The following is a 20,637-nucleotide window of genomic DNA, read 5'->3' as shown; positions in this document are numbered from 1 at the left end:
CCGCCGGTGATGTTGACGGCGCAAGGGCTGCCGTTCTTGTACTGGATGGTGCCGTCAAGTGTCGACTGGCGGATTATCTCGTACGAGGTGCAAGTGCTGTTGTATCGGTTCGAGCATTCACCGTTCGAGCTAAGAACTGCTCATCTTCCGTCGGGACGGAACTGGGCAATGGTCATCGTCTCGCTCGGGGACTACGAGTCGCTCACGGCTACTGGCAGCTCATCTGATGAGCTGCGCGAAAGATGCCGAATCGACATTGCCGCCCGAGACCACGGCGACAGTGCGCCCCAGGCCGAGCCGCTCTGCGTGCGCGAAGTAACCGGCGGCGGAGACTGCTCCGCTGGGCTCGGCAACGATGCGGGCCTCCGTAAAGATGAGCTTGACCGCCGATCGGATCTGCTCTTCCGAGACGGTCACCGCGTCATCGACGAGGGCGCGGATGATCTCCCAGTTGAGCTCGCCGACCTGCTGCGTGCGTACTCCTTCCGCGATCGTCCGCGAGGTCTGCTCGACCGACCATCGGGAGATGCGCTTGCGGGCGAAACCCTCTGCGAGGTCCCCGGCCAGCTCAGGTTCGACCGCGACGACGCGGACGTCAGGACGGAGTGCCTTGATTGCGACCGCGATGCCTGAGATCAGACCGCCGCCTCCGACCGGTACGAGGACGGATTCGACATCCGGGACCTGCTCGAGGATCTCGAGACCCACGGTTCCCTGACCGGCGATGACACGAGCGTCATCGAAAGGCGGGATGATGTGCGCCCCCGTGCGGTCGGCAATGTCCTGGCATGCCGCGGCCCGGGTCTCTGCCGGTACGAGTGTCACGGTGGCGCCCCAGCGCTCAGTGGCTTCGACCTTGATTGCGGGAGACCCGATCGGCATCACCACTTCGGCCCGGATCCCGGCGGCGGCAGCTGCTGAAGCGATCGCCTGAGCATGGTTGCCCGACGAGTGCGTGACGACGCCGGCAGCGCGTTGCTCCGCTGTGAGCTGGGCGATGGCGTTGGTCGCGCCCCTCAGCTTGAAGGCTCCGATCGGCTGCAAGGACTCCGCCTTGATCAACAGGGCAGGACAAGTGCCGCGGGCGCGCAGCGCGAGAACAGGTGTACGCACACACGCCGACGAAATGCGACGGGCTGCTGACTGGATATCCTCAAGGCAAACGGTGGGCACGGCGGATCCTAGGGTGGGGGAGTCGAGGGTATCTGGCCCAGAGTGACCTACGTCGAGCGGGATTTGGTTTTCGGCCGCCGTATGCGCGCTCGCGGTGGACAATGAGGAGTGACAGGCAGACAAAGGTATGCACCAAGGTCCGGGCCGTTGTGATGCACGAGTTAGGTCATTTGGTCAGCCTCGACCACGTTGAGGCGCCTAGCGGGATCATGCAGCCCGGGGTGGAATGCGCGGGCTGATTCTTCAGTATGATTGGCGGCGCCGCACGCGACCGTGAATCCTGTCGACCATCACAGATGTCGACCACTGGCGCTGCCGGTTGTTTGACTACAGATCGGGGACCCCATGTTCAATATCCGCACGCGCCGAGCCACCGTGGCACTCGTCGCGTCGTTCGCCCTTCTCGGCCTCGCAGCCTGCGGCGGCGGCTCCGAGGAGCCAACGCCCCAAAAGACGAGCTCATCCGAGCCGGCACCGACCGAGCCCGCCGCCGCGTCTGCCAGCCAGCCCTCGTGGGCAAAGCCGGCGACGGAAGTCGGCGACAAGATCTCGACCTTCAAGGCCGGCGATATCACTGTCGACGCCTATCAGGTCGGCATCACCAAGGCGACCAAGAGCGGTCAGTTCGTCGACCCGGAAACCAACAAGCCGATCATCGCCGAAGGCGACGACATTGTCTTCGTCAACTACGTGATTACCAACAACGGCGCGCCGATCGACCTCGGTTTCTCGCTGGTCAACATCACTGCCCGCTACGCCGACTGGAAGTTCATGCAGGGGATGGACTCGGTCGTCGACCGCGCGCTGTTCGAGGAGCAGAAGGTCAACTCCGATGTACTGGCACCTGGCGCTTTCAAGGATCCGGGTGTCTACACACTCGGCAAGGGCGAGACCTACTCCGTCGGTGCCAACTTCCGCTACCAGAAGAACTCGCCGCTCAACTTCGCGGTCACAGCCACCCCGGTCGACGCCAAGGGCGACCTGCTTCACGACAAAAGGCTCGAGGGCAAGGGCGCGGGCACGATCAAGTAATTTTTCGTTGCGAACAGTCGGCCACCGACGTCGCCTAGAGTGACCGCCATGGACATCAAGTCACCTAAGTTGCACGTTGCTGACAGCCACGACTTGATCCGCGTGCACGGCGCGCGCGTAAACAACCTCAAAGACGTCCACATCGAGATCCCGAAGCGCCGACTGACGGTGTTCACCGGAGTGTCGGGCTCGGGCAAGAGCTCACTGGTGTTCGGCACGATCGCCGCGGAGTCGCAGCGGCTGATCAATGAGACCTACAGCGCATTCCTGCAGGGCCTCATGCCAACATTGGCCCGGCCGGAGGTCGACCTCCTCGAGGGCCTGACGACAGCGATCATCGTCGACCAGGAGCGGATGGGCTCGAACCCCCGCTCCACCGTCGGCACCGCCACCGACGCCAACGCGATGCTCCGCATCCTCTTCAGCCGGCTCGGTGACCCCCACGTCGGGCCCCCCACTGCGTTCTCGTTCAACGTCCCGACGCGCAAGGCGAGCGGAGTGATGAGCACCGAGAAGAGCGGCGGAAGGGTCGAGAAGAACGTAGTGCGCGACGTGGTCTACCTAGGGGGCATGTGCCCGCGATGCGAAGGCATGGGCGCGGTCAGCGACTTCGACCTGACTGCGTTGTACGACGACACCAAGTCGCTCAGTGACGGTGCGCTCACGATTCCCGGTTACAGCATGGACGGCTGGTACGGCCGCATCTTCAGCGGCGCCGGCTTCGACATGGACAAGCCGATCATGAAGTTCACCAAGAAGGAGATGCACGACCTGCTCTACAAGGAACCGACCAAGATCAAGGTCGAGGGCATCAACCTGACTTACGAGGGCGTGATCCCGAAGATCCAGAAGTCAATGCTCTCAAAGGACGTCGACGCTATGCAGCCCCACGTTCGCGCCTTTGTGGAGCGGGCGATCACCTTCACCAGGTGTCCCGATTGCGAGGGCACCAGACTGAGCAACGAGGTCCGTTTGTCGAAGATCGAGGGGAAGAACATTGCCGACGTCTGCTCGATGCAGATCAGCGACCTCGCCGGCTGGGTCCGCAGTCTCGACGAGCCGACGGTGGCTCCGCTACTCACGGGGCTGAAGCACGTCCTCGACTCGTTCACGGAGATCGGGCTGGGCTACCTCTCGCTCGACCGACCGTCGGGCACACTGTCTGGCGGTGAGTCGCAGCGCACCAAGATGATCCGCCACCTCGGCTCCTCGCTCACCGACGTCACTTACGTCTTCGATGAGCCCACAATCGGCCTGCACCCCCATGACATCGAGCGGATGAACAACCTGTTGTTGCAGTTGCGAGACAAGGGCAACACGGTGCTCGTCGTTGAGCACAAGCCCGAGATGATCGCGATCGCCGACCACGCCGTCGACCTCGGCCCTGGCGCCGGAACCGAGGGCGGCGAGGTGGTGTTCGAAGGCACCGTCGATGGGCTTCGGGCCAGCGACACGCTGACCGGGCGGCATCTGGGGGACCGGGCGCCGCTGAAGCCTTCGGTGCGGACACCATCGGGTGTGCTTGAGGTACGCGGCGCCAGCGACCACAACCTGCGGGACGTCGACGTCGACATACCCCTCGGCGTGCTGGTCGTGGTGACCGGCGTGGCCGGGTCTGGGAAGAGCTCCCTGATCCACGGCTCAGTATCAGGGCGCGACGGAGTGGTGTCGGTCGATCAGACCGCGATCCGCGGTTCGCGACGGAGCAACCCGGCGACATACACCGGGCTGCTCGATCCGATCCGCAAAGCGTTCGCGAAGGCCAACGGCGTGAAGCCGGCGCTCTTCAGTTCCAACTCCGAGGGCGCCTGCCCCACCTGCGGCGGCGCCGGCGTCATCTACACCGACCTGGGTGTCATGGCCACCGTCGAATCCACCTGCGAGGAATGCGAGGGGAAGCGGTTCCAGGCTGCGGTCCTGGAGTACAAATTCGGCGGGAAGGACATCAGCGAGGTACTCACGATGGCGGTCAGCGAGGCCGAGGCGTTCTTGGCCGACGGCGAGGCGAAGACGCCGGCAGCGCACAAGATCCTCACCCGACTTGTCGACGTCGGACTTGGCTACCTCACCATCGGCCAGCCCCTCACTACGCTGTCCGGCGGCGAACGGCAGCGACTCAAGCTCGCCATCCACATGGCCGAAAAGGGCGAGGTCTACGTTCTGGACGAGCCGACCACCGGGCTGCACCTGGCCAACGTCGAGCAGTTGATAGGTCTCCTGGACCGTATGGTCGACTCGGGGAAGTCGGTCATCGTCATTGCGCACCACCAGGCGGTGATGGCGCACGCGGACTGGATCATCGACCTTGGCCCCGGCGCCGGCCACGATGGCGGCCGGATCATATTTGAGGGCACACCCGCCGATCTCGTCGCCGCCCGCTCCACCCTCACCGGCGAGCATCTCGCAGCCTACGTGGGCGGATGACCGAAGGTCCTGCTCGCCTGCTGCTCGAACCTGATAATTCATATGTGTTCGGCAGTCGATGGCCAGGGGCCTTCGGCTGCGAAAACGGCGCCCCAATAGTGGGGATTCATTTCATCCATCCGATGACTCGTCCAGCCGGCTTCGCTGCCCGGGCTGGCCACTCCCACCTCGACTTCTGGCCCCCAAAGAGCCAGCCGCTCCTGGCACGCTCCACAAGGAGCCAGCACGACTAATTGTTGATCAAGATCCGCAAATCGAGCTACACAAACTGATGCCGTGACCTGCCGATCTAGAGTGTAGGCCTGACAGATCAAGCCAGTTTCGGCGCAAAGTGTCATCGCCGCATTGAGGTTGTCGAGCGAAACACCCGTCAAGACGCTTCCGTCATCGAGATAAACCGCCGCGGCCACTGCATTCGGAACTCCTGGCCATCGCCTGTTCAATTGTTCGATTGCAGCGTCTACAAGGGTCTGATCTACATGCATGTGGTCATGCTCCCATGCCGGCGGCAACGTTTTGGAGCAACATCAGGGGCGTCGCCGGTCACGGCGGGCCGCGGGGTTTGGTCGATATGGACCACCGCTTTGCGTGGTTCGGGAATCGACTCTCCTAGGACCCTCGCTAGGAATCGGCCGAGGTGGGGATCAAAACAAGTGGCGCCGGCTGGCGAAACACGTCGTCGGTTGATGCCAACCACCTCAGAGCATCTTCTCGATGCGTCCGCTCGGTCTCATCCAAAGGCACGATGCCCATGATCTGCGCGGCGATCCTTTCGACTGCCAACGGCATTCGGACCGGTGAGTTCACAACTCCTTCGGACCGGTGATCGCGCCGCGATGCAAAGAATGCTTTTGTCGCGAGGACTCACCTTGCTTCGGGGTTTGGTTGACTGCGACGTACTGGGCGTAGAAGGTGGCCGACGCTTTGGCTGCCGGGCGGCTAGTTCCGGGTCGACTACGACGCCGAAAATTCGGGCCACGCCGTCCGCTAGCGTGACAACGAAATCGGCGACGCTCCCATAGCGCCGCTACGCGTGTGAAAGGTCGTTGATTGTGCCTGATTTGGAGCAAGATTCCGATCGCGCCGCTGAACTCTGCAAGCAGGCTCAGCAGCGCCTAGCCAATCGAGTGTCTTTGCTGAGTGAGGACGACGTTCGCGGATCTAGTCGGCTACGAGGGTGGAGCGTCGGGCACGTCTTGACCCATTTGGCGAGAAATGCCGACGCACACACCCGGCGCCTCGAGGGAGCATTGACCGGCAACGATGTTCCAAAGTACCTCGGCTGTGGAGCCCAGCGCGCGGCCGAGATCGAGAATGGTGCTGCCCGACCAGCAGCCAAGATCATCGCTGACTTGATCGCAAGCCAGGAGTGTTTCGCAGCTGCCATGGATGCGTGCAGCGCCCAACGGTGGCCACACTCGAAATTCCTCGGCGGCGGTCACTACGGAGTAGGGGCCTGCCCGGCCCATCGCTTGCGCGAGGTCGAAATGCACCATGTCGACCTGGGTCTGGGTTACACGGCCCGAGATTGGCCCGACGAGTACGTCGAGTGGGATCTGACCATCCTGCTCAACACAGTGCCAGAGCGGCTGAGCTCGGACATTGACCGCCGAAACTTCATGGCCTGGCTTGCAGGTCGAGCCGACACGATTCCTGTGCTCAACCTCGATGCCTGGTAACCAGGACTCCCGACCGTTGATTCCTTTGCTGGTCAAGGATCCCTGTCATGTGGAATATGGGCGCTTGTTGGTGATGTGACGCAAGTAGCCGGCATGAAGTTCTGCAATCCCCTTCTATTCCTCCTATTTAGCTGGCAGTGCGAGGTGTTGAGGGGGAAAAGTCGCCGCATCCGGCGAACGCTGTGCTCATCCGGTGGTGTCGCGGAGTGAGTCCGCCCCGATGGATCTAGGCTCCGGGTATGAACCACCTGCTCCCTCAAAGCTGTCTGATACTCGAGGTCCCCGAGGCCGAGGCTGCAGTCGGGCAACACCGCGAAATGCTCGACACCAGCGCCCGCCTCGGGGTGCCAGCACATTTCACCGTTCTGTTCCCGTTCATGTCTCCCCAGCAAATTGACGCTACTGTTCTGACCCAACTCAGACACCTCTTCTGGGGCGTCGGGGCTTTCGATTTGCGGCTAACGCAAACGGCGTGCTTCGATGACGAAGTCCTCTGGCTCGCACCGGAACATCCTGAGCCGATCCAAGCGCTGACAGCACTGGTCCATAGAGTGTTTCCTGACTATCCACCGTTCGAGGGCAAGTTCTCCGACGTCATTCCCCACCTGACGATCGCGCACGGCTGCGACCGGACGCGCATGAGAGCAGCAGAACAAGCCGTCGAGCGGCTCTTGCCCGTCAGTGGACACGCCAACAACGTGACACTTATGACCCAAACAGAGCACGCAGGTAGCTGGACGGCGAAAGCCCACTTTCCTCTCCGGCCCACCCCGTAGTTGCGAGACTGAAGATTCCCTACACATGGCCGGGTCCGCCGACAGCGGCAAGCGTGCGGGAAACGGGGAGAGCAACGTGTGCGGAGAAGCACGCTCTGTTACGCGAAGAACTTGAGGCTCTTGGGTTTATTCGCGAGCGAGGCGCTGCCTCGCCCGCTGGATCTTTTTCTGCGCCGTGGCCTCGCTTTATCCTGCGAGATGAGCGACGCGTGGCAGGCTCCATCCTGCGACGTCACGCAGCCCGAGCATCGCGGTAAGCCCACTTGGCGATCTCAGACTCACCACGGAAAGTCGAGCGCCTCGTCTGGCAATGAACAACCCCACTCATTGCCGCGTGACGTACGCCGCAGCCGATTCAGCTCTTCAACGGAAAGCGCAGCCGCGCTGCACCCCCAGCCGGCTGAGGATCGAAGCTGCTGGGCAGAATCCGGTGATGCTCGCCTGCAGCAGGTTGAGTCCGACAAAGCCGGTCAACAGCAACCACCATGGCGACAGGGTGACAGCCAAAATGGTGCCTACCATGGTCAACGTGCCGGCGAGAGCCATCACGGCGCGGTCGATGTTCATGATCTTCTCCTCGTGACGTGGGTCGGGACGGTCTGTCGTGCCGAGGCTCTGCATCAGTGCGAGAACGTGATGTTGGGCAGAACCTTGCGCAGCCAGGCGGGTGACCACCACGCGCCGTGGCCGGCGAGCCGCAGGATGACCGGCAGGAGGATCAGTCTGACGAGCGCCGCGTCAAGCAGCACTGCGACTCCGAGGATGATGCCCATCTCCTTGGGTGGTAGGGGCTCGGCGAGGGCGAAGGTGAAGAACACGGCGACCATGACGGCGGCCGCCGCGAAGATGACCCTGCCGGAGTGGGCGAGGCCGTCGACCTGAGCGTCTTTCGCGCTGCCAGAGATCTCGTAGTGCTCCTTGGCAGTGGCGAGCAGGAACACCGTGTAGTCCATCGCGATCGCGAAGATCATCGCGAAGAAGAACACCGGCGCCCAGCCGTCAAGGAACCCTTGTGGCTCGAAGCCGAGGAGCCCGGACCCGTGGCCGTCCTGGAAGATCAACTTCGCGACGCCGAACGCGGCTGCGGTCGACAGCAGACTGACTAGCGTGCCGAGCAGGGCGATCAGTGGCGCCTGCAGCGCGACGAGCAGCAGCACGAAGCCGAACACGAGGATGATGCCGATCACGATCGGCAGGTACGTGTTGAGGGCTGACTGCAGGTCGAGGTTCTCTGCGGGTGCTCCTCCGACAACGGCGCCTGTCGGCAGATCTGCGCGCGTGGCGTCAAGGATTGCGCCGAGCTCCGGCGAAGACGGGTCGACCGAGGGGACGGCCTGCACCATGACGAAGTCGCTGCCGTCGGAGGCCGACTGAGCGGGCCCGACCATGGTGTACGCATCGCCTTGGGTCAGCAGCGCGTCGCGGACGGCGGATGCGTCGTCGGCGGGAGCGATGACCTGCAGTGCGCCGGGGGCACCGTCGCCGAAGGCCTTCTGGACGACCTCGTAACCCTGCCGGACTGGTGCGTCCCCAGGGACGACGGCGATCGAAGGCATCGCGACCTTCAGCGACAGGACGGGTAGGGCCAGCAGCACGAGGATCCCGATCGAGGCGACGGCGAAGGGCCACGGATGCTTGTGTAGCAGCTCGCCCCACATGCCGAAGCGTTGCGAGCGTGGCTGATGGGCCTTGGCCCAGGGCAGGGAGGCCTTGTCGATGCGTGATCCGAGTCCGCCGAGGATTGCCGGCAGCAGCGTCAAGGTGGCCGCGAGCACGAATGCGACGGCGAGCATGATGCCGACGGCCATCGTGCGCACGGCCGGTGCCGGCACGACCAGGACGGCTGACAGGCTGACGAGGACGGTCAGTCCCGAGAGCATGACGGCCTTGCCAGCGGTGTCCATGGTCTCGGCGACGGCCTGGACAGGTGTGCGCCCGTGGTGCAGGCCGCTGCGGAAACGGTAGACGATGAACAGGGCGTAGTCGATTCCGAGCGCTAGGGCGAACATCAGCGCGAAGTTCATTGCCCACACTGAGATCGGTGTGACCTGGTTGAGGAGCACCAGTGCTCCGGCCGATGCTCCTAGGCCGGCCATGGTCAGCAACAGGGGCAGTCCGGCGGCGACCAGGGAGCCGAAGGCCAGCACCATGATCGTGAGCGTGACGGGCCACGAGATGATCTCGGCCTTGATCATGGCATCGTGGTTGGCTTTGTTGAAATCGCTCCATAAGGCCGAGGCTCCCGTTGGGTAAACGTCGACCCCGTCACCGGACAAGGCAGTCAACTGGCTCTTGAGATCATCAACGGCACGGACCATGTCGTTCGGGTCTGCGGCCGCACCAGCGAGGAGAATTCCGGTGCGCCCGTCTGGACTGATCGTAAAGCCTGGTTGCGGCCGAACGATGTCACCGATGCGGGCGTCCGACTGCAGGATGGCCGTCGCTTTCGTCACGACGGCCTGCGCAGCGGGTGAATCCACGCCGCCGTTTTCGCTGTGGATCACAAGTTGGATTGCGCTGGATGAGTTGCCGCCGAAGTGTTCCTGCGCGAGCTCGCGAGCCTTGACCGAGTCTGAGCCGTTGTCCTGCCAGCCCGCGCCGGCGAGGTCGGAGAAGACGCTGGGCGCAAGGGAGCCGAGTCCTGCCACGAGGATCAACCACGCTGTCGCCACCAGCCGTGTTCGCGTTGCCATCACCGCGCCCCAGCGACCCAGTGGGCCTGGGCTGGCAGTTGACTCCGTCGAGGGCGGGTTCTTGGTCAGCGTGCTCACGCGCATCTCCGACCGGTGGGGTGCGTCCGGCGGCGGGGGCGATGGTGCATGGGCGAGTGCCTTTCGGTTGGGGTGGTGCACCACTTTCGGCGACCTCGACGAGCCTAGCAGATACCCCCTGGGGTATCGAGGAACTACTCGGTCACGGCACGCGTTAGATGTACGTACATTACGCAGATCTTGGGGGACGGCATGTCAGGAAGCAAGCTGAACGTGATGCTCATGGGCGTCGTGCTCTTCGTGGGGGGCGGGCTGCTCTGGTTCGCGCTAGCGAGCGGCCCGCCGTCAGACGACTCGCCGGCCACGATCTCTACCCCACAGGCGCCGCAGGGCATCGGTGTCGATCTATCGCGACGTGACCTGGATGATCCCCGGGCGATGGGGAAAGTGGATGCCCCGGTGGTGCTCATCGAGTACGCGGACTTCCGATGTCCGTTCTGCGGTGTCTTCGCTCGAGACACCGAGCCTGAGCTCAAGAAGTACGTCGAAGACGGCACCCTGAGGATCGAGTTTCGCGATCTCGCAATCTTCGGTGAACAATCGACGCGCGCAGCGGCGGCCAGCCGGGCCGCAGGCCAGCAGGGCAAGTTCTGGGAGTTCCACTCGGCGGTCTATGCCGACGCTCCGGAACGAGGGCACGCGAACCTGACGGATTCGGCTCTCGTGGTGTACGCCACCAAGATCGGCGTCAAGGACATGGTTCAGTTTAAGAAAGACATGAACTCGACCAAGGTGGCCACCGACGTGCAATCTGATGCCGAAGAAGCGTACGGCATCGGCGCCTCAAGCACCCCGCTGTTCCTCGTCAACGACGAACCCATCCTCGGCGCCCAACCCGCGTCAGTCTTCATCGAGAAGATCGAGCGTCTCGCCGCTGCCTCGTGACGAGCATCGGTCTGGCCGGAGCGTTCCTTGGTGGGATCCTGACGTTGCTGAGCCCCTGCTCCGCCGTGCTCCTGCCGTCTTTCTTCGCCTACGCCTTTGGCGGACGGACGCTCATCTTGGCGCGAACGGGGGTGTTCTATCTCGGTCTGATTGCGACCCTGGTTCCGCTGGGGGTGGCATCGTCGACTGTCGGTGCGTTCTTCAACACTCACCGCGACGGTCTGGTGCAACTTCTGTCGCTGATGGTCATGGTGTTCGGCCTCATGCAAGTTCTCGGCCTGTCCTTCGGGCTGGTTCGCCGCCGCACAAGATCGACGCCGGCTTCGGGAGGCACCGGCGTGGGTCAGATTTTCCTGCTGGGCACGATCTACGGCGTCGCAGGGGTGTGCTCAGGTCCCATCCTCGGCTCAGTGCTCGCGGTAGCAGGTCTGGGCGGCAGTCCGACATACGGAGGACTGTTGCTGGCGGTGTACGCGCTCGGCATGGTCGTACCACTCGCTGTGCTGTCGGTTTTCTGGCAACAGATGGGCTTGAGCGGTCGCAGATGGCTGGTGCCGCGACCAATACATCTCTGGCGGATCAGCACATCCTCGACATCGATCCTGTCCGGCGCTGTCCTCATCGTCCTGGGAGTGACGCTGCTGCTGTCGGGCGGCACGTCCAATCTGGGAGGAGTGCTGGGCGTCGACGCCCAGTTCTCCGTCGAGCAATGGGCCGGTCGAATGGGAGACCGCATCCCGGACAACGCGCTGGTGATCGCCGCCGTGATGATCGCCGCGCTGGCCGTGTTGGCGTGGAAGTGGCGGAGTTCGACCCGGGCCGCCATCGACCACCACATATCGACAACCGCATCCAACGATGGGCAAAACCGATGACGCACGGATTGATCTTGCACGTGCAAGGACCGACGCTCGACTCCCTGGCGGGCTCGATGCGGATCGCGGCGAATGCCCGCACGGAACTACCGGACATACCCATCGAGATCGTTCTGCAGGGAGCCTTGGTGGCTGCCGCAACGGTCAACGTCATGCCACAGGCCCTGCTGGCAACGGCTCAGGGCGTACGCGTCGAGATCAAGGTCTGTGCCAACAGCCTTCGCAGTCAGGACATCGACGTGTCGGATCTGGCGGAGGGCATCGGCGTGGTCCCTGCTGCGGTGTCACACCTCGCCGAACGCCAGTGGCAAGGATGGGCCTATGTCAGGATCTGAGTCGAGCCGCGTGACGACTGCGCTACGCACCTGGACCGCGCGCCAGTGGTGGGCGTCGGCCGTTGCGTCGCTGTTCGTGCTTGCCGCCATCGGAGTTCCAACCGATCTCATAGACACCCCGCTCTTCAGCCGTTCTATAGCCGCACCGTGGTGGGCTGTCCCGGTCTGGGTCCTCACAGCGTTGTTGACAGGCGTGTTGATCGGAACGTATATCGATCAAGGTCCTGCACCGATCGACGGACGAGGTGGTGTCGGTGCCCTGCTCGGGTTCCTCGCAGTCGGGTGTCCAGTGTGCAACAAGCTCGTGCTCGTCGCGCTCGGAACCACGGGGGCGGTCTCGGTGTTCCAGCCGCTCCAACCGATACTGGCCGCGGCTTCGGTTGCTCTGCTTATTTGGGCAGTGCAGAGGCGGTTGTCCTCAGCCGTGCTGTGTACGACCAACAAGCGCGCCAGCTGACTCGACGTCAGGTGAGTCCGATGTGCGGCGCAGCGACCTCGATCCCGATGCCCACGGCGACGAGAAGCAGCACGATCGCGAAGGAGAACGTCAACACTCCGCCGGACAGGCGTGAGGCGACCTTCTTGCCGACCAGTGAAGCGATGATCGTTGCCGCCGTGAAGGGGACGATGATGGCCCAGTCGAACTGCGGGTGGCTGCTGGCGTGGATGCCCAAGGAAACCGACGAGTTGAGTGCGATGATGAGCAGCGATGTCGCAGTGGCCACGGGCATGGGAAAGCCGAGGATCATCACGAGCGCCGGAACGACGACGAATCCGCCGCCGACTCCGAGAAAGCCGGTCAGGAAGCCGACCAGCAGCGCTGCCGAGACGACCTGAATACCCACGAGAGCCCTGCCGCGCCCTGAGCGGGTGACTGAGGGTGCCGGTGCGGTGAGGGTTGCCGCGCCCGCAGTGGATCCGCGGGGCGCCGACCAAGGCTGCTCGCGTGATGCCCGTGGGAGTTTTGAGCGGCGACCAGTCCATGACTTGCCGATCATCGCAGTAGCAGCGATCGCCATGACCGCGGCGAAGCAGGCCAGAAGAACGCCTTGGTCGACATTCTGATTGAGCGCGGTGCCTGCGAACGACGCGGCAATGCCTACCAGGCCGAACGTTAGTCCCACTCGCCACCGGACCTGGCGTTCACGGTGGTAGCTTATGGCTCCGATCGCAGAGCTGATGCCGATCACCACCAAGCTGGTCGTGGTCGCATCCCTGGCTGACTCGCCCAGCACGTACACAAGAGCGGGAACGGCGAGGATCGACCCGCCGCCGCCCAGAGCGCCGAGGACAAGCCCAATGACGATCCCGCACACCAGAGCGAGGGCGATGCTCACTTCACGTCCCCGGGTGTCCCATCGAAGGTGACCACGGGCAGTCCGAGCGCGACCCACGCCTGCTTGCCGCCGTTCAGATTCCTGGCGTTAATGCCGGCCTCCGCAAGGATCTCTGCTGCCTTGCCTGAACGGTTCCCGGATCGGCATACCACCACGACGTCTTCGCCTGCCAGTCCCTCTGGTTCGAGGTGACCCAGCACAACGTGGACCGCTCCGGGAGCGTGTCCGGCCTCCCACTCGTTGTCTTCACGCACGTCGAGCAGCACGACTTCGCCTGCTTCTTGAAGGTCGTGGGCGATCGCGGGTTCGACATTGACGATGGGCTGGGGCATGCGTCCTCCGGAGTGGTTCAGTGGGGTGATTCATCGAGACCCGAGACGGTCATTCTCAGTCCGGTGGCGGTCGAGAAATTGGTGCGAATACGAAAGCGATCGGCGCGGACGAGCGTCGTGCGCCACTCGACGGGAACGTCTTGATGACAGCTGAGTCGCTGGATGGCGAAGGCTGGAGCGCCCTCATAGGTCTGGAGACTCGCAGCCTGAGGAGCGAGCAGCGTGACGGCGTCGATTTCCTCTGCGCCCCCAGCAGGTCGGATGTTGCAGCGTGATGCGAGTTCGGTGTAGAGGGCGGTATGCCGGAAGTCCGCTTGCAGGAGCGGCCGTGCGATGGCCGCGGGCATCCAGACGCGGTCGAGCGCGAGTGGTTCGCCGTCCGCGAGTCGTACGCGGTGCAGAAAGATCAGCGGCGACTCTTCCTCGAGGCCGAGTTGGGCCGCCGCCCGGGCGTCGCGGCGCTCGTCGAGGCCGAGGACAACACTGTTCTGGGTCATGCCGGACCGCTCTACTGAGGAGAACAAGCTGTACAGAGTGCCAAGCGGCTGCTCAATCTGGGGACGTATGAGCCGTGGCTCCTGTCCACGCGCCGCGGAAATGACTCCGGCCTCGCGCAGCGACCGCAACGCCATACGGACGGTCTGACGGCTGACGTTGTAATGGTCACGAAGCGCGTGTTCTCCGGGAAAGGCGCTACCGAACTCGCCCGCGTCGATGCGACGTGCGACATCGTCGCGCAACTGCGTCCACAAAGGGACCTTGCAGGTCCGGTCGAGAACCTGGGGTCCGGCTGCAGGCATCGCGGAACCGGTGATGGTTCCCTCGCCGTTCGTGGTGATGTTCATCGGCTCATCCTTGCGTTAGTCCTATAATGTACGTACATTCGTATTCTAGCAACCTAGCGGGACTCGAATCGCCGAAACGAGAGGAGTCGGATCGATGAAAACAGTCTTCACGACAGTTGGTACGGCGTTAGTCGCTCCGCACACTCCTTGGATTCCGACTCCCCGATGGGCTCGACGGTCACTCCTCAGCGCCCCAGTCAAGCGTGATGCCCAAGGTCGTCAACACTCTCACCTTCCACCGAATGGAGAAACGCATGATCCTCACCCAGTACTACCTGAGCTGCCTCTCGCACGGTTCGTACCTGATCGGCGACGAGAAGACCGGACAGGCGATCGTGGTCGATCCGCGCCGTGACGTCAGCGAGTACCTCGCTGACGCCAAGGCGAAAAACCTCGACATCGTCGGCGTCATCAACACACACGTCCACGCTGACTTCGTGGCCGGGCACCTCGAGCTGGCCGAGGCGACCGGCGCATGGATCGGCTATGGAGCGAAGGCCCAGGCGGAGTTCGAGATCCGATCCCTGCATCAGGGCGACCACATCTCGCTCGGTGACGTGGACTTGGAGATCCTCGAAACTCCCGGCCACACGTGGGAGTCGATAAGTGTCCTCGTGCGCGAGCACTCTGGTGATGAGATCCCGGCCGCGGTGCTGACCGGCGACTCGATGTTCATCGGCGGTGTCGGACGACCTGACCTGGTCGTCTCGCAGGGCTCATCAGCCGATGACTTGGCCAGGGCCATGTTCCACACCATTCACAAAGTGCTTCTTCAGCTGCCTGACGAGACCGTCCTGTATCCGGCTCACGGCGCCGGCTCTTCGTGCGGGAAGAACCTCTCAGACGATCTCGATTCGACCATTGGGGCGCAGCGACGCACCAACATGTTCGCCCAGCCGATGAGCGAGAACGAGTTCGTGGGCATGATCACCACCGGCCAGCCCGCGGCACCTGAGTACTTCGCCGTCGATGCCGCGCTGAACCTTAAGAAGCGCCCGACCCTGAAGTCTGGCGAAGAATTGGTCCCGTTCAGCCCCGTTGAGACCCGTGGCTCCATCGACGGCGGGGTCATGCTCCTTGACACCCGCAGCCCCGACGAATTCGCGAAAGGCCATCTTCGCGGCTCGATCAACATCGGCATCGATGGCCGCTTCGCGGAGACCGCGGGGATGGCGGTCCACGAGGATGACGAGCTGCTCATCGTCGGCGCGACAGACCGCGTCGAGGAGGCTGGCTTGCGACTGTCTCGCATCGGTTTCGACCGCGTCGTCGGCTTCGTCGAAAACATCGACAACGCGCTCGCCGAACTAGCGGACCTGATCGAGACAGGCACGAGGGTCAGCGTGGACCAGCTGCCCGGCCTTGATGAGGGCACCGTGATCTTGGACGTTCGTAACCCCGGTGAGCGCGAGGATGGCTCGGTTCCCGGCTCGATGCACATCCCACTCGCGGAACTCTCTCGTCGCCACGACGAAGTGCCAGCCGACAAGCCAGTCCTGGTGCACTGCGCCAGCGGCTGGAGGTCGTCAGTGGGCGCCAGCTTGCTCCGCTCGAAGGGGCACCGCGACGTCACAGATCTGCTCGGCGGCTACAACGAATGGGCTGAGCACATGGAACCCAGCAAGGCCTGAACTCCGACCCGGAGTGCCGTCCGCGATCGTAAGGTCAGGCTGTCGCTAGAGGACCCATCCACTGCCCAGGTCGGATGAAAGACCGGCGAGAGTCGTCGGGACTGAGCCTGCCCAAGTGATAGGCCTTAAAAGGGGACGCCTGCAGAGTTGGCTGAGGTGACGGCATCCATCCACCGAGCGAGTCGTCCCCGCTCCTCCCGCACGTCAGCCGGCTCGTCTTCTAACTCAGAGGCCGCTATCGCCATAGCCGTCTGAGTCGGTATGGGGGTCGTCATGTAGGAAGTGCACCATCTCTCACGGGTTTTGCGAGGCTGTCTCACCTGCTGGATGGGGCGGCAGCGGTGACGACTCGCTCGGTTGATCAGTGCTTGCAGGCCGAGCGCTTCGGCGTGCCGGCGCACATGCGGACGCCGGTCCACGAAGTGCACCGTCATGGCGGCGTGCCAGTCCGTCAAGGAGTCTGGCCCTAACGCGACCAGTTCCTGACTCTGTCCCGGTCTGCCTCTGCCGTCTGCGGGTACAGGAGTCCTGCTTCATGGGCGATCACGGCCGCTTGGACTCGGCCCGCGACTCCGAGGCGAATAAGAATCTCGCTGACGTAACCCTTCACCGTTGCCTCGGAGAGATACAAATGGCGGCCGATCTCGGCGTTGCTGTCCCCTTGTGCCATTCGCCGCAGCACGTCGAGCTGGCGATCTGTGAGCGATTCTGCGCGATGAGCTGCAATACGATGCGCCGCGATTCCGCGGCCGCCGTGCGTCATGATCCAGCGGGCCACCATGGGCGACAATGCCGCCCCACCGGCCGACACCGACCTGATGCCGCCGGTGATGTCGGCGGGCGCAGACGATTTGACCAGATAGCCGTCGACGCCAAGTTCGAGCGCCCGGTCGAGATACTCATCGTCTGCGAAGGTCGTCAGGACGATGATCCTGACCGCGGTACGGAGCGAGCGGAGCTCGGCAATCGCTTCTAGCCCGTTGAGGCGTGGCATCCGAATGTCCATCAACACGATGTCGGGACGATAGAGGCCGACGAGTGTGACCGCCTCTCGACCATCGCCGGCCTCGGCGACCACCTCTATGGCCGGATCAGCTCCGACAATCGTCGACAGTCCGGCTCGAATGAGGGCGTCGTCATCGGCCAGTACGACGCGGATCGGTGTGGGGTCCGTCATGGAGTCGGGATCACGGTCGTACTGGCGACTCGACCGTCAACGAAGCAGACCTCGAATACCGTGTCGCGATCGAATGGGCTCATTGTGGCCTCGTGGTGGCGGCAGTCACCGACGCCGCGTGCCCGGGGCGGAGCGTCCATGTCAAGGGCCGGGAGGTGAGTTTCGGCTTCGCTCTGCACCATGCCGACAGTAATCTGATCGAAGTCCGCTCGGTCGAGCTGGGATAGCGCTCCGCGCGCGACCACCCATGCGGCCGGAACCGCAGCAAACAGCAACAAGGCGACCGCGGGGATCGCAATGAGCTGGCCACGGGTGCGTCTGACGGTTCGTGCGAGCGCAGCGTCCTGATGGACAACCGACAGATCAGGGGAGTCGACGATCGGAAGTGCGGCCTCTGCCGTCCAAGCTCCGTGCCCGGGTCCGGGTCCGGCTGCAAAGGATCCGCCATGGTCTTCCACCCGAGCCCGAAGAGCCTCCAGCCCACGTCCACCTGTTGAGGCCCTGCTCGGTCGGGTGGCGGGGCCGCTGATCAGACACAACCGGAGCTCATCACCTTCAAGATCGACGTTGAGCTCAATGGTCCCGCCGGGGGAGTGCTTCAGGGCATTGGTAACGCCTTCACGGATGATCGCCATTGTCACGGAAGCCAGGCGTGCGGACAGAGGCGGGGCGTCTGCTGGAACCACAATGTTGATGCCTGCTCCTGCAGACTGGGCAGGCAAAACCGCCTCGTCGACCACGCGGAGCAGGGGAGTGAGGGTCTCAGTGGATGAGTCCAGCGCCGACACGGAGTGATTGAGTTCCTCGACGGCGTTTGCGACCTGTTCGCGCAGGGCGGCAACGTCAGCGCGCAAGCTTTCGTCAGCCTTGGACTCGAGGACTCCGGCAGTAACAGCGACCAAGGTCAGCCGATGTCCGAGATCGTCGTGGAGGCGATGGGCAAGTTCGGTCCGGAGCTCAGCTTGACTGTGGGCTGCGATCGTCTCACGGTGCTGACTTTCGGATCGCGCGAGCCGCCAGCCGAGCGCAGCGTGCCGCCTTTGCAGAATTACCAATCGCATTGCTAGCACGGCACTCGACACGGTCACGACGATCGCCGCCCACGTGATGACGTCTCCAGTGTTCATGACCGCCATCATTCCTTGTGGCGTCTGTCGAGGCCACCCGCCGATCGGCGGGGTTCGGGTCCGACGATCAGCGCTATCGGAGCCAACGGGTGCGCGCCTAACGTTTTGATCATGCATACGATCATTGGCTCACTCTTGACGGTTGTCGTAATCACATTCTCGGGGACGCTGCCAGCTGCTGATCCGGATGCCCATGACGTGTCGAAATGGTTGGCTCGAACTGTCGAGGCGGAGGTTCCGGGCCTAGCTGTCGTAGTCACCAAGGGGGAGGACGTGGACGTGTCGACGGGTGCCGGCGACGCGAACGGGGTCTTGCTAGGTCCGACGACGCCATTTCGGATTGAGTCCTTGTCGAAGTCCTTCACAGCCACTGCGGTGATGCAGCTGGTCGAAGCTGGTGACGTCGGGCTCGATCAACCAATTCGGCGCTATCTCCCCGATTTCAAGCTGAATGACCCCCGCGCGGAGGGCGTCACAGTGCGGCATGTACTCAACCAGTCGTCGGGTATCACTGACTTGACGCTGGGATTTGACCAGTATGCGGAAGGCCCGCAAACGCTGGCCTTTGCAGTGCGGCAGCTGCGTTCCACGAAACTCGCCCATGAGCCGGGCGCCGCTTGGTCTTATAGCAACCCGAATTACTGGCTCGCGGCCCGACTCGTTGAAGTGGTCAGCGGAGAACCATTCAGCGACTACCTCGAGGCCAATATCTTCGAGCCCCTCGGGATGCATGACACCAGCCACCGCGACGTCTACGACGCCTCGGCGGCTGTAAGAGGGCATGCATTCGTCTTTGGCCGAACGGTCGGTATCGACCCACCCCGGTCCTTCGTCGGCGGGTCCGGCGGAGTGATCTCGACCGCCGCGGATATGTCGCGATGGCTACGGTTCCAGCAGGGCGCGAATCTGCCGGGAACCGACGAGTCGATCCTCGGACAGGCGCCGCGAGATGAGATGCATCGTCGGCAGGCGCCGGATGGAGGCCTGTACGCCTTGGGCTGGTACAGCGGCCCGCCGGCCTCTGGTGGAGTCGAGAGGGTCTCGCATTCTGGGGTGGGCGCCGGGGTCAACGCGTACCAAGGGCTGTTCCCTGACGGGGTCGGTGTTGCCGTTCTGCAAACCAGCGCAGTACCCGACGCCTATGTCACGGCGGCCAGCCTCTATGACTGGTCGATTGGCGAGCCTCTGGCGGAACCACCCGCGCCTCCGGGCCCGTGGACTGACGTGCTGGTGACGCTGATAGCCAGCCTCGTCGTGGGCCTTGCGATGCGAGGAGTTGCACGAAGTCAACGGTGGGCCTGGCGCGGACGGTTGCGCTGGCGTCTGGCCCGCCTTGCGCCACTGATTGGCATTGTCTTCCTCATGATGTGGATCCCGTCGATCGGCTCACGCATTGTCGGGCGCACCGCGACATGGGTAGTTCTGCTCTCTGCAGCTCCCGTGCTGGTGGCGGCGGTATGGACCGTCGCCGCTGCCGTCGCTGTTCTCGTGCTGGTCCGTCTCGCGCGGCTCCTCGGATGCGACTCGAGGTTCGCATTCACGGCTAGATGTCTGCCCAGAGAGGATTCTCCGACACGCTCCGGCCGAACAGGTCGGGCCTAGCTAACTGGCGGAGCGACGTGTTGATGAGGGACGAGTAGGAGTGGGTCGGCTGCATCGACGGACACTTCTCGGGCCGGAAGTCGTCATCGCCCGCGTGTGATCGGCGACAGCGCGTGCACGTTCTGAGCCAGCGGCGAGGTGCTCAAACACAACGGGTTGCGTCGATAGGGTGAGGCGGGTGCCCCTTTCATCAACTGCTCAACCCACAGATCTCGATGTCGTCCGCGACTCGTACGACCGCGCAGCCGAAAACTACGTGAACCTGATCGCCACCACAGGCATGGGCGACATTCGTACCCAGCCGTGGCTGAAGGCAGCCATCGACGCGTTCGCTGACTCGGTCCGCAACCTTGGTCACGTGCTCGATGTCGGCTGCGGCCCCGGAACCGTCACGGCATACCTCCACGAGTGTGGTGTCGAGATCTCGGGCGTCGACCTGTCGCCTCGCATGATCGAACATGCCGAACGCCTTCACCCCGAGTGCAGCTTAACCGTTGGCTCAGCCACCGAACTCGACCTAGAGCCGAGGTCTTTAGGGGGCATTCTTGGATGGTGGTCGCTGTTCAACCTGCCACGCGAGATCTTGCCAAACGTCCTTGCCGCCTTCCACGACGCCCTCATACCCGGCGGGCAGGT

Annotated in this window: 22 protein-coding genes; 13 read left to right on the top strand and 9 right to left on the bottom strand. The window is 63.5% G+C overall.

Annotated elements, in window-relative coordinates; translation table 11 throughout:
• Positions 1-219 precede the first annotated feature (219 nt).
• Positions 220-1,113: a threonine/serine dehydratase gene (locus tag H7290_RS03725; protein ID WP_290512674.1), complete on the bottom strand. Its 894-nt coding sequence runs from the start codon at positions 1,111-1,113 to the stop codon at positions 220-222.
• Between the two features lie 161 nt (positions 1,114-1,274).
• Here H7290_RS03725 and H7290_RS21265 point away from each other — a divergent pair, with 161 nt between their 5' ends.
• The 3 genes from H7290_RS21265 to H7290_RS03715 all read left to right on the top strand — a co-directional run bounded on the left by H7290_RS21265 (position 1,275) and on the right by H7290_RS03715 (position 4,629).
• Positions 1,275-1,412 (top strand): matrixin family metalloprotease, encoded by a 138-nt coding sequence (locus tag H7290_RS21265; protein ID WP_366927593.1) that lies wholly within the window; start codon positions 1,275-1,277, stop codon positions 1,410-1,412.
• Positions 1,413-1,518: 106 nt separating this feature from the next.
• The gene (locus tag H7290_RS03720; RefSeq protein ID WP_290512673.1) at positions 1,519-2,205 is read left to right on the top strand and encodes a hypothetical protein; all 687 of its coding nucleotides are present in this window, start codon (positions 1,519-1,521) and stop codon (positions 2,203-2,205) included.
• Positions 2,206-2,253: 48 nt separating this feature from the next.
• Positions 2,254-4,629 (top strand): excinuclease ABC subunit UvrA, encoded by a 2,376-nt coding sequence (locus H7290_RS03715; protein ID WP_290512672.1) that lies wholly within the window; start codon positions 2,254-2,256, stop codon positions 4,627-4,629.
• Between the two features lie 38 nt (positions 4,630-4,667).
• Here H7290_RS03715 and H7290_RS03710 read toward each other — a convergent pair whose 3' ends face one another.
• Entirely contained in the window at positions 4,668-5,114 is a 447-nt protein-coding gene (locus tag H7290_RS03710; protein ID WP_290512671.1) for a cytidine deaminase, read from the bottom strand.
• Positions 5,115-5,681: 567 nt separating this feature from the next.
• Between H7290_RS03710 and H7290_RS03705 the strand changes: the two genes are divergently transcribed.
• Together H7290_RS03705 and H7290_RS03700 are read left to right on the top strand one after the other, a co-directional pair.
• A complete protein-coding gene (locus H7290_RS03705; RefSeq protein WP_290512670.1) occupies positions 5,682-6,308 on the top strand; it encodes a maleylpyruvate isomerase N-terminal domain-containing protein in 627 nt (208 codons plus the stop codon).
• A gap of 239 nt (positions 6,309-6,547) precedes the next feature.
• Positions 6,548-7,084 (top strand): 2'-5' RNA ligase family protein, encoded by a 537-nt coding sequence (locus tag H7290_RS03700; protein WP_290512669.1) that lies wholly within the window; start codon positions 6,548-6,550, stop codon positions 7,082-7,084.
• A 363-nt stretch (positions 7,085-7,447) separates the two neighbouring features.
• On the opposite strand, the gene H7290_RS03695 is transcribed toward H7290_RS03700, so the two are convergent.
• On the bottom strand, positions 7,448-7,651 hold the full coding sequence (locus tag H7290_RS03695; RefSeq protein WP_290512668.1) for a DUF2892 domain-containing protein: 204 nt from the start codon (positions 7,649-7,651) through the stop codon (positions 7,448-7,450).
• A 53-nt stretch (positions 7,652-7,704) separates the two neighbouring features.
• Entirely contained in the window at positions 7,705-9,777 is a 2,073-nt protein-coding gene (locus H7290_RS03690) for an MMPL family transporter (protein WP_290512667.1), read from the bottom strand.
• 270 nt (positions 9,778-10,047) lie between these two features.
• On the opposite strand from H7290_RS03690, the gene H7290_RS03685 reads away from it, so the two are divergent.
• Genes H7290_RS03685 through H7290_RS03670 form a run of 4 tightly spaced genes read left to right on the top strand, consistent with a single transcriptional unit; the run spans position 10,048 to position 12,407 of the window.
• Complete coding sequence (locus H7290_RS03685; RefSeq protein ID WP_290512666.1) at positions 10,048-10,740, top strand: thioredoxin domain-containing protein; 693 nt, start codon at positions 10,048-10,050, stop codon at positions 10,738-10,740.
• A complete protein-coding gene (locus tag H7290_RS03680; protein WP_290512665.1) occupies positions 10,737-11,615 on the top strand; it encodes a cytochrome c biogenesis CcdA family protein in 879 nt (292 codons plus the stop codon). Before H7290_RS03685 ends, H7290_RS03680 begins: the two co-directional genes overlap by 4 nt.
• The gene (locus H7290_RS03675) at positions 11,612-11,950 is read left to right on the top strand and encodes a DsrE family protein (protein ID WP_290512664.1); all 339 of its coding nucleotides are present in this window, start codon (positions 11,612-11,614) and stop codon (positions 11,948-11,950) included. The genes H7290_RS03680 and H7290_RS03675 overlap by 4 nt, the downstream gene beginning before the upstream one ends.
• Positions 11,937-12,407, top strand: coding sequence for a hypothetical protein (locus H7290_RS03670; protein WP_290512663.1), 471 nt, complete (start codon positions 11,937-11,939; stop codon positions 12,405-12,407). Before H7290_RS03675 ends, H7290_RS03670 begins: the two co-directional genes overlap by 14 nt.
• A 7-nt stretch (positions 12,408-12,414) precedes the next feature.
• Here the strand turns inward: H7290_RS03670 and H7290_RS03665 are convergent, their stop codons facing one another.
• The 3 genes from H7290_RS03665 to H7290_RS03655 are packed head-to-tail and all read right to left on the bottom strand — an operon-like array spanning position 12,415 to position 14,464.
• Complete coding sequence (locus tag H7290_RS03665; protein ID WP_290512662.1) at positions 12,415-13,287, bottom strand: sulfite exporter TauE/SafE family protein; 873 nt, start codon at positions 13,285-13,287, stop codon at positions 12,415-12,417.
• Positions 13,284-13,619, bottom strand: a complete 336-nt coding sequence (locus H7290_RS03660; protein ID WP_290512661.1) for a rhodanese-like domain-containing protein — start codon at positions 13,617-13,619, stop codon at positions 13,284-13,286. The genes H7290_RS03665 and H7290_RS03660 overlap by 4 nt, the downstream gene beginning before the upstream one ends.
• A gap of 17 nt (positions 13,620-13,636) precedes the next feature.
• Positions 13,637-14,464, bottom strand: a complete 828-nt coding sequence (locus tag H7290_RS03655; protein WP_290512660.1) for a GntR family transcriptional regulator — start codon at positions 14,462-14,464, stop codon at positions 13,637-13,639.
• A 254-nt stretch (positions 14,465-14,718) separates the two neighbouring features.
• On the opposite strand from H7290_RS03655, the gene H7290_RS03650 reads away from it, so the two are divergent.
• The gene (locus H7290_RS03650) at positions 14,719-16,095 is read left to right on the top strand and encodes an MBL fold metallo-hydrolase (protein WP_290512659.1); all 1,377 of its coding nucleotides are present in this window, start codon (positions 14,719-14,721) and stop codon (positions 16,093-16,095) included.
• A 466-nt stretch (positions 16,096-16,561) separates the two neighbouring features.
• Here the strand turns inward: H7290_RS03650 and H7290_RS03645 are convergent, their stop codons facing one another.
• On the bottom strand, positions 16,562-17,272 hold the full coding sequence (locus tag H7290_RS03645) for a response regulator transcription factor (protein ID WP_290512658.1): 711 nt from the start codon (positions 17,270-17,272) through the stop codon (positions 16,562-16,564).
• Positions 17,269-18,174, bottom strand: a complete 906-nt coding sequence (locus H7290_RS21260) for a hypothetical protein (protein ID WP_366927594.1) — start codon at positions 18,172-18,174, stop codon at positions 17,269-17,271. Before H7290_RS21260 ends, H7290_RS03645 begins: the two co-directional genes overlap by 4 nt.
• Between H7290_RS21260 and H7290_RS03640 the strand changes: the two genes are divergently transcribed.
• The 3 genes from H7290_RS03640 to H7290_RS03630 form a co-directional block, all read left to right on the top strand.
• On the top strand, positions 18,064-18,339 hold the full coding sequence (locus H7290_RS03640) for a hypothetical protein (RefSeq protein WP_290512657.1): 276 nt from the start codon (positions 18,064-18,066) through the stop codon (positions 18,337-18,339). The genes H7290_RS21260 and H7290_RS03640 overlap by 111 nt on opposite strands.
• Positions 18,340-18,510: 171 nt before the next feature.
• The gene (locus H7290_RS03635; protein ID WP_290512656.1) at positions 18,511-20,001 is read left to right on the top strand and encodes a serine hydrolase; all 1,491 of its coding nucleotides are present in this window, start codon (positions 18,511-18,513) and stop codon (positions 19,999-20,001) included.
• A 178-nt stretch (positions 20,002-20,179) separates the two neighbouring features.
• The coding region (locus H7290_RS03630) for a class I SAM-dependent methyltransferase (RefSeq protein WP_290512655.1) at positions 20,180-20,637 on the top strand (458 nt) is incomplete at its 3' end.

Source organism: Aeromicrobium sp., assembly GCF_014378035.1.
Classification (GTDB): Bacteria; Actinomycetota; Actinomycetes; order Propionibacteriales; family Nocardioidaceae; genus Aeromicrobium.
This window is presented reverse-complemented; position numbering and strand designations above follow the sequence as displayed.